At 71.4% G+C, this 10,485-nt stretch carries 9 protein-coding genes; 4 read left to right on the top strand and 5 right to left on the bottom strand.

Annotated features, from left to right (window positions below; genetic code table 11):
• On the bottom strand, window positions 1-277 hold a 277-nt coding region (locus ACFV0Q_RS31425; RefSeq protein ID WP_385009892.1), incomplete at its 3' end, for an agmatine deiminase family protein.
• A 176-nt stretch (window positions 278-453) separates the two neighbouring features.
• On the opposite strand from ACFV0Q_RS31425, the gene ACFV0Q_RS31420 reads away from it, so the two are divergent.
• Window positions 454-1,035: a TetR/AcrR family transcriptional regulator gene (locus ACFV0Q_RS31420; RefSeq protein ID WP_385009890.1), complete on the top strand. Its 582-nt coding sequence runs from the start codon at window positions 454-456 to the stop codon at window positions 1,033-1,035.
• Between the two features lie 74 nt (window positions 1,036-1,109).
• On the opposite strand, the gene gcl is transcribed toward ACFV0Q_RS31420, so the two are convergent.
• Complete coding sequence (gene gcl / locus ACFV0Q_RS31415; RefSeq protein ID WP_385009888.1) at window positions 1,110-2,897, bottom strand: glyoxylate carboligase; 1,788 nt, start codon at window positions 2,895-2,897, stop codon at window positions 1,110-1,112.
• A gap of 267 nt (window positions 2,898-3,164) precedes the next feature.
• On the opposite strand from gcl, the gene ACFV0Q_RS31410 reads away from it, so the two are divergent.
• Entirely contained in the window at window positions 3,165-3,995 is an 831-nt protein-coding gene (locus ACFV0Q_RS31410; protein ID WP_385009886.1) for a hypothetical protein, read from the top strand.
• 69 nt (window positions 3,996-4,064) lie between these two features.
• Window positions 4,065-4,553 (top strand): glutathione peroxidase, encoded by a 489-nt coding sequence (locus tag ACFV0Q_RS31405; RefSeq protein ID WP_385009885.1) that lies wholly within the window; start codon window positions 4,065-4,067, stop codon window positions 4,551-4,553.
• Between the two features lie 125 nt (window positions 4,554-4,678).
• Here the strand turns inward: ACFV0Q_RS31405 and ACFV0Q_RS31400 are convergent, their stop codons facing one another.
• Both ACFV0Q_RS31400 and ACFV0Q_RS31395 read right to left on the bottom strand, forming a co-directional pair.
• On the bottom strand, window positions 4,679-6,367 hold the full coding sequence (locus tag ACFV0Q_RS31400; RefSeq protein ID WP_385009884.1) for an AMP-binding protein: 1,689 nt from the start codon (window positions 6,365-6,367) through the stop codon (window positions 4,679-4,681).
• Between the two features lie 45 nt (window positions 6,368-6,412).
• Window positions 6,413-7,516 carry a winged helix DNA-binding domain-containing protein gene (locus tag ACFV0Q_RS31395; protein ID WP_385009882.1) on the bottom strand — a complete coding sequence of 368 codons (1,104 nt, stop codon included), beginning with the start codon at window positions 7,514-7,516 and terminating at the stop codon, window positions 6,413-6,415.
• 131 nt (window positions 7,517-7,647) lie between these two features.
• Here ACFV0Q_RS31395 and ACFV0Q_RS31390 point away from each other — a divergent pair, with 131 nt between their 5' ends.
• Window positions 7,648-8,805, top strand: a complete 1,158-nt coding sequence (locus tag ACFV0Q_RS31390) for a magnesium and cobalt transport protein CorA (RefSeq protein ID WP_385009881.1) — start codon at window positions 7,648-7,650, stop codon at window positions 8,803-8,805.
• A 507-nt stretch (window positions 8,806-9,312) separates the two neighbouring features.
• On the opposite strand, the gene ACFV0Q_RS31385 is transcribed toward ACFV0Q_RS31390, so the two are convergent.
• Window positions 9,313-10,272 (bottom strand): DUF6801 domain-containing protein, encoded by a 960-nt coding sequence (locus ACFV0Q_RS31385; protein ID WP_385009893.1) that lies wholly within the window; start codon window positions 10,270-10,272, stop codon window positions 9,313-9,315.
• Window positions 10,273-10,485 lie beyond the last annotated feature (213 nt).

The raw sequence follows: 10,485 nt of genomic DNA, 5'->3' as shown, positions 1-10,485 counted from the left end.
CGACGACGGATTCTTGGACATTGTCGCGGAAGGCTTCGATGCCGGTGTCGTCGCCGCAGGCGGCGCGGGCCTCGGCGGCGCGGCCGGGGGCGGCGACCATGATCACGGGCTCGAAGGCGGCGATGGCGCGGGCCACGGCGGCGTACTCGCTCCGGGCGGCGTCGAAGGCCGGTCCCCACAGCTCGGGACGGGTGGGCCAGGCCATCAGGCAGGCCTCGTGCTCGGCCCATTCGGCGGGCATGCGCCAGGTGGTGGGCGGCGGGGTCGTCTGGGTCATGGAGGGCTCCTTCGGTGCGGGGTGGTGCGGCGCGGATCGCTCGGGCGCAGGCCTGACTGAATTTTCAGTCAGGATCGCACGGACTGAAATTCCAGTCAGGTCGTCGGGTGGGAGCTATCGTGGGACCTGACTGAAAGCTCAGTCAAGGGGTATCCGACCGAAAGGTGCGAGCAAGAGTGGCCGACCGTCAAGCGTTGATCTTGGAAGCAGCCGTACGCGTGATCGCGCGCAATGGCGTCAGAGGGCTGCGGGTCGAGGAGCTGGCGGCGGAGGCGGGGGTCTCCACGGCCCTGATCTACTACCACTTCAAAGATCGCGCCGGCCTGATCCAGCGCACCCTCGCCTTCATCAGCGACCGCGCCACCGGCTACACCGACGAGGCCGTCGAGAACACCGAGGACGCCCGCGCGGTCCTGCTCCAGCTCCTGCTCAGCGAGCTCCAGGACACCCCGCGGGTCCGCGAGAACAGCATCGCCTGGGGCGAGCTGCGCGCCAGCGCCATTTTCGACGCCGATCTGCGCGAGGCCCTCGCCGAGTCCACCCGCAGCTGGAACCAGGACACCGCCGACGCCGTCGCGGACGCCCAGGCGGCCGGCCTCGCCGACCTGGCCGTGGCCCCGCTGGACGCGGCGGAACGACTGACGGCCCTGGTGGAGGGCCTGAGCGAGCGCTGGCTGAGCGGCTCACTGGAGCTGGAGCGGGCCCGCGCGCTGCTGGAAGGCGCCGTGGACGCGGAGCTCGGCCCGCACCCCGGCTGACGCAGGGAACGCGGAACGGCCCCCGTTCCTCCTCGGAGAGGGACGGGGGCCGTGCGCTGCTGCCGGACGGGCTGTCAGACCGCCAGCGGGCGGATCGCGGTCGGGGCGTGGCCCGGCTCGGTCGCCAGCTCCTCGAACTCGGTGACGTCGCTCATGTCGACCGTCTTGCTCATCGAGATGTTGGTGATGCGCTCCAGGATGGCCTCGACGACGACCGGGACCTGGAACTCCTGGGCCAGCTTCTTGGCCTCCTCGAAGGCCTCGCCCAGCTTGTCCGGGTCGGTGACGCGGATGGCCTTGACGCCCAGGCCCTCGGCGACCTTGACGTGGTCGACGCCGTAGACGCCGAGCTCCGGGGTGTTGATGTTCTCGAACTCGAGGTTGACCTCGAAGTTGATGCCGAGACCGCCCTGCGCCTGACGGATCAGACCGAGGTAGGCGTTGTTCACCAGGACGTGGACGTAGGGGACCTTGTGCTGGGCGGCGACCGCCAGCTCCTCGATCATGAACTGGAAGTCGTAGTCGCCCGACAGCGCGACGATCGGGGTCTCCGGGTCGGCGGTGGCGGCACCGATCGCGGCCGGGATGGTCCAGCCGAGCGGGCCGGCCTGGCCGCAGTTGATCCAGTTGCGCGGGCGGTAGACGTGCAGGAACTGCGCGGCCGCGATCTGGGAGAGACCGATGGTGGTGACGTAACGCGTCTCCGGGCCGAAGGCCTTGTTCATCTCCTCGTAGACGCGCTGCGGCTTCAGGGGGATGTTGTCGAAGTGCGTACGGCGCTGCAGGCTGCCCTTGCGCTCCTGGGCCGAGGCGGCCCAGGCGCTGAAGTCGGGCAGCTTGCCCTCGGCCTTGAGCTCCTTGGCGATCTCGATGAAGAGCTCCAGGGCGGCCTTGGCGTCCGAGGCGATGCCGAAGTCCGGGGCGAAGATCTTGCCGAGCTGGGTGGGCTCGATGTCGACGTGGACGAACTTGCGACCCTTGGTGTAGGCGTCCAGGTTGTAACCGGTGTGACGGTTGGCCCAGCGGTTGCCGATGCCGAAGACGAAGTCCGACTCCAGGAACGTCGCGTTGCCGTAGCGGTGCGCGGTCTGGACGCCGACCATGCCGGCGGCCAGCTCGTGGTCGTCCGGGATCGTGCCCCAGCCCATGAGGGTCGAGATGACCGGGACGTTCACCAGCTCGGCGAACTCGACCAGCAGGTCGGTGGCGTCGGCGTTGATGATGCCGCCGCCGGCGACGATCAGCGGGCGCTCGGACTCCAGCAGGAACTGCAGGGCCTTGGCGGCCTGGGCGCGGGTGGCCTGCGGCTTGTAGACCGGCAGCGGCGCGTAGGTCTCCGGGTCGAACTCGATCTCGGTCAGCTGGACGTCGATCGGGAGGTCGATGAGGACCGGGCCGGGACGGCCGGAGCGCATCAGGTGGAAGGCCTCCTGGAACACGCCCGGAACCTGGGCGGCCTCCAGGACGGTGGTCGCCTTCTTGGTGACCGGCTTGGCGATCGAGGCGATGTCGACGGCCTGGAAGTCCTCCTTGTGGAGCTTCGAGACCGGAGCCTGACCGGTGATGCACAGGATCGGGATCGAGTCCGCGATCGCGGAGTACAGGCCGGTGATCATGTCGGTGCCGGCCGGGCCCGAGGTGCCGATGCAGACGCCGATGTTGCCCGCCTTGGCACGGGTGTACCCCTCGGCCATGTGCGAGGCGCCCTCGACGTGGCGGGCCAGCGTGTGCGCGATGCCGCCCACGTTCTTGAGCTCGCGGTAGAACGGGTTGATCGCAGCACCGGGGACGCCGAACGCTTGTTCGACACCCTCGAGCTTGAGGATCTCCACTGCAGCGGCGGCGGCTGTCATACGAGGCATCGAGTTCTCCTGCGGGTGTGGCGGTCAGGCTTTTCCGTAATCCGGAAGTTTTGTTCTGCTATACGGAACAAGCTAAGCGGCCACTCCGTACACGTCAAGGCGCTTCGCGACCCCGGAACCCACCAAAAGGCGCATCTCGTTCGGTGAGTTGCACAAATGGCCGGGCGTCCCGCCCGATTCGGCGGCAATCCGCGGCCTCGCTCGCCCCGGCGGTGGCCGGTGGTGGAGCATGGATCCACGCACGGCGACGGAGGGGATCCAGGTCTCATGGCGGAAGCGGTACCGGTGCGCTGCCCGGCGTGCCAGCGCGAGAACGGTTACGCCGTCCCGGTCTTCCCCTGCGCGTGCGGGAACCCGGTCGCACCCTCGCTGGACCTGTCGGTGCCGCCCCGGGCGCTGACCCATCGCACCTGGGCGGAGAGCTGGGTGACGGTGCGCTGCGGGGCCTGCGGACGGGAGAGCCAGTGGCCGCACCCGGAGGTGGGGTGCGGCTCGTGCGGGACGGTGGCGCGGGTGGCGGTGCGGTCGCCGGAGCGGGTGGAGTCGGCGGATCCCGGGGATCCTGCCGCCGGGCCCAGCGGTGCGGCGGGCTCCGCCGCCGGGCGGGGCGCGGGCTCGGGCGGTGCGCCGGATGCGCGGGGCCTCGTAGGACCGCGGGCGCCCGCGGCCGCCGGCGCTCGGGCGGGCGCCGATGCCGGGCGGGGCGGGGCGCGGCCGGCGTTCCGGCCGGTGACCATCCGTACGGGCCGGGACGCGGTGGTGACGGCCGCGCTGTACCTGCGCTGGCTCGGCTTCCAGGACGTGCGCCGGCCCGAGGGGGTGCCGGTCCCGTCGGCGGCGGTGGACCTGCGGGCGCCGGGGGTGGTGGCGCAGGTGGACCCGACCACGGCTCCGGCCGGGCTGCGGGCCGTGGAATGCGTCTGGCTGAACGGTCTGACGGCCTCCGCGACCAGCGTCTACTTCTCCCTCGCCGGGTACACGGAAGAGGCCCGGGGGCGGGCGGAGGAGCTGGCCATACCGCTGTTCGTCATGGACCTCACGGGCGTTCCGCAGCCGGTCAACGACCCGGCGGACGAGCTGGTGGCGAAGGGGGCCTAGGCTCGGAGGCCTGTCCGTCCGTTCGACCCGTCCGTCGGACGTGTTCGACCACCTGCCGAGGAGAGCCCGATGAGCCTGTACGACATCCCGCTGACCACCCTGGACGACGAGCCCACCAGCCTCGCGGCCCACAAGGGCAAGGCCATCCTGCTGGTGAACACCGCCTCGCAGTGCGGGCTCACCCCCCAGTACTCGGGGCTGGCCCGTCTGCAGTTCAAGTACGAGGAGAAGGGGTTCACCGTCATCGGCGTGCCCTGCAACCAGTTCGGCGGCCAGGAGCCGGGCAGCGCGGAGGACATCCAGACCTTCTGCGCGGCCGGTTTCGGGGTGACCTTCCCGATGCTGGAGAAGACCGAGGTGAACGGCGAGAACCGGCACGCCCTGTACCGCGAGCTGGTGAAGACCGCGGACGCCGAGGGTGAGGCGGGGGACATCCAGTGGAACTTCGAGAAGTTCCTGATCTCCCCCGCCGGCGAGGTCGTGGCGCGCTTCCGCCCGCGCACCGAGCCCGAGGCCCCCGAGGTCATCGCGGCGATCGAGGCGCAGCTGCCCGCGTAGCCGTTTCTCTTCGCGGTGCGCCGTTGATCGCGGTGCGCCGTTGATCGCGGTGCGCCGTTGATCGCGGTGCGCCGTTGGCCGCGGAACGCCGTTGATCGCGGTGCGCCGTTGGCCGCGGAACGCTGTTACAGGTCGGCTTCGTCGTACTCCCCGGCCGAACCGGCCGCGGTGAGCTCGCGCAGCTCGACCCGGCGGATCTTGCCGGACACGGTCTTGGGGAGCTCGGCGAACTCGATGCGGCGGATCCTCTTGTACGGGGAGAGGACCGCCCGGGAGTGCTCGAACAGCACCCGGGCGGTCTCCTTGCCGGGCTCCCAGCCGGCGGCGAGGGTGACGTACGCCTTCGGCACCGCGAGGCGCAGCGGGTCGGGGGCCGGGACGACGGCCGCTTCGGCGACGGCCTCGTGCTCCAGCAGGGCGCTCTCCAGCTCGAACGGGCTGATCTTGTAGTCGGAGGCCTTGAAGACGTCGTCGGCGCGGCCGACGTAGGTGAGGTAGCCGTCCGCGTCGCGGGAGGCGATGTCGCCGGTGCGGTAGAGGCCGTCCGCCATGGCTTCGGCGGTGCGTTCCGGGTCGTCGCGGTAGCCGGTCATCACTCCGGCGGGCGCTCCGAGGGGGACGGGGCGCAGGTCCACGCAGACCTCGCCCTCGTCCGGGGACTCCTCGCTGGTGACGGCGTCCAGCAGCACGATCCGGTAGCCGGGGGCGGGGCGGCCCATGGAGCCCGGCTTGACGGGGGCGCCGGGGAAGTTGCCCACCTGGAGGGTGGTCTCGGTCTGGCCGAAGCCGTCGCGGATGGTGATCCCCCAGGCCTGCCGGACCTTCTCGATGACCTCGGGGTTGAGCGGTTCGCCCGCGGCGACGGCCTCGCGCGGAGGGGTCTTCAGCTTGGTGAGGTCGGACTGGATCAGCATCCGCCAGACGGTGGGCGGGGCGCAGAAGGTGGTGACCGCCCCGCGGTCCATCTCCGCCATCAGCCTCTCGGCGTCGAAGCGGGTGTAGTTGTGGACGAAGACGGTCGCGCCCGCGTTCCAGGGGGCGAAGAGGTTGGACCAGGCGTGCTTGGCCCAGCCGGGCGAGGCGATGTTGAGGTGGACGTCGCCGGGGCGCAGCCCGAGCCAGTACATGGTGGAGAGGTGCCCGATCGGGTACGAGGCGTGGGTGTGCTCGACGAGCTTGGGGCGGTCGGTGGTGCCCGAGGTGAAGTAGAGCATCAGCGGATCGGTGGCGAGGGTCTCACCGTCCTGACTGAAATGTTCGTCAGCCTGGTACATGTCCTCCAGCCGCCGCCACCCGGTGGGGATCTCGGCGCCGGCGGCGATCCGCGTGTAGGTGCCGGGCACCTCGTCGAACTTCGCGGCGTCCTCGGCGCGCGCGATCACGTGGCGTACGCGTCCGCGGTCGACGCGGTCGCGCAGATCGGCCGGGCCGAGCAGGGGGGTCGCGGGGATGACGACGGCGCGCAGCTTCATCGCTCCGAGCATGACCTCCCACAGCTCGCGCTGGTTGCCGAGCATGACCAGGATCCGGTCGCCCGCGGCGACGCCCTGGGCCCGTAGCCAGTTCGCGGCAGAAGCTGATGTTCCGCTCAGCTGCTCGAAGGAGACGCCGCGGCTGGTGCCGTCCTCCTCCACGATGCGCAGGGCGTCGGCGCCGTTCCCGGCCGCGATGCGGTCGAACCAGTCGAGGGCCCAGTTGAAGCGCTCGGGGCGGGGCCAGGTGAATCCGGCGTGGGCGGCTTCGTAGTCGCCGCGGTGGGCGAGCAGGAAGTCCCGCGCGGCCAGGAAGGCGTCGGTGGCGCTGTTCTCCGTCATGACACGCATCGTGCCGCGCCGGGCGGGGGCTCCACCAGGGCGGCGTCAGCCGTGGATTGACCCGAAGCGCACGGATCCGGCGCCGCCGGCCATGCCGGCGAGCAGCTCGCGCCCCTCGGCCTCGATCTCCTCCTTCCGGGCACGGGTCTGCGTACCGAAGAGCTCGACGGTGAGTACGAGCTCTTCCCGGTCGTCCGTCCGCCACAGCCCGGCGACGAACCCGTCGACGAGGAGGGTGCGGTGGGACTGGTTGCCGGTCCAGGTGCGGCCCTTGAGTTCGGTGGCGACGACGCGGGAGCGGTCGGCGTGGGAGAGCAGCAGGTTGTCGAACTCGGGGAGGAAGCGGGGCGGCGCCGGGGTGTCCGCGTCGGGCCGGGGCGCGTCGGGCAGGTCGAACAGCTCGACCCCGTTGCCGTCGCGGAAGGCCAGCAGGCGGGGGCGGAGCCGCTCGAAGGCCTCGCGCAGCCGGGTGAGCCCGGCCCAGGTCTGCATGTCCTTGACGGAGGCGGGCCCGAAGGCGCCGAGGTAGCGCAGCACGACGTCGTCGATCCGCTGGGCCTCCCCGGCGGGCTCCCCCACCCACCGCTCGACGGTGGTGAGCCGTACCTGGCCGCTGCGCCCCCACACTCCTCGCGGGGTGACCTGCACGAGCGGGAGCAGGCAGCGCGCGGCGACGGACAGCGACTGGGGGTCGGCCGCGGGCCATTCCCGGAGCAGTTCCTCGCGGATCTCCCCCATGGTGCGCGGCTCGGCCTCGACGAAGGCCCGGGCCCGGGCCTTCAGCCGGTCCAGGTCCACGCCCGTCAGTCCCTTGCGGAAGGCGCCGACCTCGCGGTCGCGGGCGGGCTGGACGAGCGGCCTGAGGGTGAGGGCGTCGTGGGCGGTGTGCGTGTGGATGGTGGAGCGCATGGTGACCATCCGAACGACGTCCCGGGACTCCATGAGCCGGGCCAGCTCCTCGGGGCGGAATCCGGCGAGCCGGGCGTGCAGCTGGTAATAGGGCGGCTGGACGTTCTGCGCCTGCAGCCCGAGCAGATGGCCGACGGCGTCCGCGGCGGACATCTCGGCGCGGCTCAGCAGCAGCTGGCGGGCGAGCGTGGCACGGTTCAGTGCGCGGGTGTCGAGTACGGGGTCAGTCCTGGAGGCCATGACCTGCACGCTAGCCCTCCCTGCGGACACCTGTTGTCCGCAATCGACGATCCCCTCACCCCTCCCTCCTCGCCCTATATCCTGCCCTTTGCCCGTAAACACCCGTTCGACCGACCGGGAGCTGACCTGCGATGCCGGAGCGCCCAGACCGCCGCCCCTCCTCCCCGCCCGCGAAGCGCTCGGGGTGGCTCCGCCCGTCGGGCCCCGCCTCCACACCCCCGCCGGGCTCCTCCGGACCGGCGGCCGCGGTCCCCGTTCCCCCGGACCGCCACAGCGTGATGGACTCCGCCGTCTACCGCGACGGCCGCCGGGTCGCCTCCCCGGCGACCCTCGCGGACACCTTCCGCCAGCTCCGCGAACAGCACGGCGGCATGGCGTGGATCGGGCTGCACCGCCCGACGGAAGCCGAACTGCACTCCCTGGCCGCCGAGTTCAACCTCCACCCGCTCTCGATCGAGGACGCCCTGGAGGCCCACCAGCGCCCGAAGCTGGAGCGCTACGGCGACACCCTCTTCGTGGTCCTGCGCGCGGCCCGCTACCTGGACGCCCTGGAGGAGGTCGACTTCGGCGAGCTCCACATCTTCGTCGGCCCGGACTTCCTGATCACCGTCCGCCACGGCGCCGCCCCCGACCTCTCCGCCGTCCGCCGCCGCATGGAGGAGACCCCGGACCTCCTCTCCCTGGGCCCGGAGGCCGCCCTGTACGCGATCCTCGACGCCGTGGTGGACGGCTACGCCCCGGTCGTGGCGGGGGTCCAGAACGACATGGACGAGATCGAGACGGAGGTCTTCCGCGGCGACCCCGAGGTCTCCCGCCGCATCTACGAACTCTCCCGCGAAATGGTCGAGTTCCAGCGCGCCACCCGCCCCCTGGTCGGCATGCTCCACGCCCTGATGGCCGGCTTCGCCAAGTACGGCACGGACGAGGAACTCCAGCGCTACCTCCGCGACGTCGCCGACCACGTCACCCACACCAGCGAACGCGTCGACGGCTTCCGCCAGGCCCTCACCGAAATCCTCACGGTCAACGCCACCCTGGTCTCCCAGCAACAAAACGCCGAAATGCGCGCCCTGGCCGAAGCCGGCTTCGAACAGAACGAGGAGATCAAGAAGATCTCCTCGTGGGCCGCCATCTTGTTTGCACCCACGTTGGTGGGAACCATCTACGGCATGAACTTCGACACCATGCCCGAACTCCACTGGGCCGCGGGCTACCCCTTCGCCATCCTGCTGATGGCCGTGGTCTGCACGAGCCTGTACGTCATCTTCAAGAAGCGCGACTGGCTGTAGTCGCAGGGTGCGACTGCCCTGGTCGCAGCCCACTTGCTGAGGAAGAGTCACGTGGGACGGGAGTCGGTCATGACCTTGTGTGTCCGGGACGCGGTTGGCGCAGCGGACCGAACACGCGGGATGCGAGCAGAGATGCGCCGCGCCACCGGCTCATCGCGCGCTGGCCCCGACCGCGACCGGCCCACCCGCGTCCCACTCCCCAATGGGGACCGCCAGTCAGGGTGCTGTGGTGTCGACGCCCGCACCCCCAAAGGTTCGCCCGTCTTCCCGGGCCGGCCCGGTCACCCAACGGGTGTACGAGCGGGCCTCGTTACGGACGGCCCCCCTCCTTTCTCCCGCGCGGGGACGAGGCCGGGTCCGTCCAGCACCGGGTAGGCGTTGGCCGTGATGGGGGTGTGCAGCCCCTTGTACGCCTCGAGGTCCGATCGGCGTTCCAGCAGTGCGACGCGGACACCGCGGCGCTGCCGGCCAGGCTGACTCCGGACGTGAATCAGCCTGGCCTCCCGGTCAGGTCCCGGCGGAATCGCCGACGCCGTCATCCGCACGGGTTCGGCGTGCGGCGAAGACGGCCCCCGCGCCGGCAGCCAGCAGCCCGCCCGCGCCGCCGAGCAGCCACAGGTCGAGGTCGGCTCCGGTCTCGGGGAGCGCGCCCTGCGGTGTGGACCCGGTGGCGCCTGACGCGGTCCGGTCGGCTGCCGGCGCGCCGGGAGCGGCGGCCGTACCCGCAGTGCCCGTCGCCCCGGACGCGGCCTGGCCCGTGTCCGTCCCGCTCCCGCTCCCGCTCCCGCTCCCGGTCCCGGTCCCGGTCCCGGTAATGCGGAACGACGCCAGGACGTTGTCCTGCCCGGCATCCGGCGTGCACCGCGCGTCGATCTCGCCCGGGTAGGCCACGTCGCCCTTCGCGTCCTTCAGGGAGAGATGCGCGACGAGGTCGCCGACGGTGATCCGCGCACTGCCCGCCTGCCTGTAGGTGAGCGCCGGTGCGGAGCCGGAGGCCTCGACGTTGAAGGACCCGGCCGCCGGGATGCCGGCCTTCGCAGCGACCGGCACCTTCACCTGGATGTCCCCCTCCGGGGCCGCCACGCGGACGTGCGCCTCCACCATGCCCTCGACGGTCGTCACACCGATCCTGCCCAGCGCCTTCGCAGCGTCCGCGGGCACCGGCACCGCGGCGTTGACGGGAAGGGCCAGGGTGGGTTTTCCCACCTCGGCCGACTCGGGGACATCCGAGTGGATCCGCACGGTGACAGGCAGATTCCCGATCAACCCGGTCGAGCACGTGTACCGCAGTGTGAGCGACACCGGGTCCGCGGCAGCGGGTCCGGTTCCCGAGAGTCCCAGCACCCCGCCCGCAAGCGCCGCAACCGTCGCCAGTCGAAGCGGGCTGCGTGGCACCTGAACGCTGCGGACGGAACGGGCCGTCCGACGCCGTTCGTCCGGGCTCTGGGTGTGCTTGCCAGTTCTCATGCTGACCCCCGTCAGGGTGTTTTGATCTCTCGGAGGAATACGCAGTGCAGTGATGTGCCGGTCACGACCGGTCCGGCCCGTCACCGGCCCGGCCGGGTCCGTCGATGCCGGCCCGGCGAGCCGATGGCGACGTCGGCCGGGGCGCGACCGGCCGCTGTCGGGTCTCCATCGCCCGCGGTACCCGACGCAGCGGGAGTCGGCGGGCCGCTGCTG

It is taken from the genome of Streptomyces sp. NPDC059564 (assembly GCF_042735575.1).
Taxonomy (GTDB): domain Bacteria; phylum Actinomycetota; class Actinomycetes; order Streptomycetales; family Streptomycetaceae; genus Streptomyces.
Note: the sequence above shows the minus strand (reverse complement) of the source record. Positions and strands in the feature narration are given on the sequence as shown.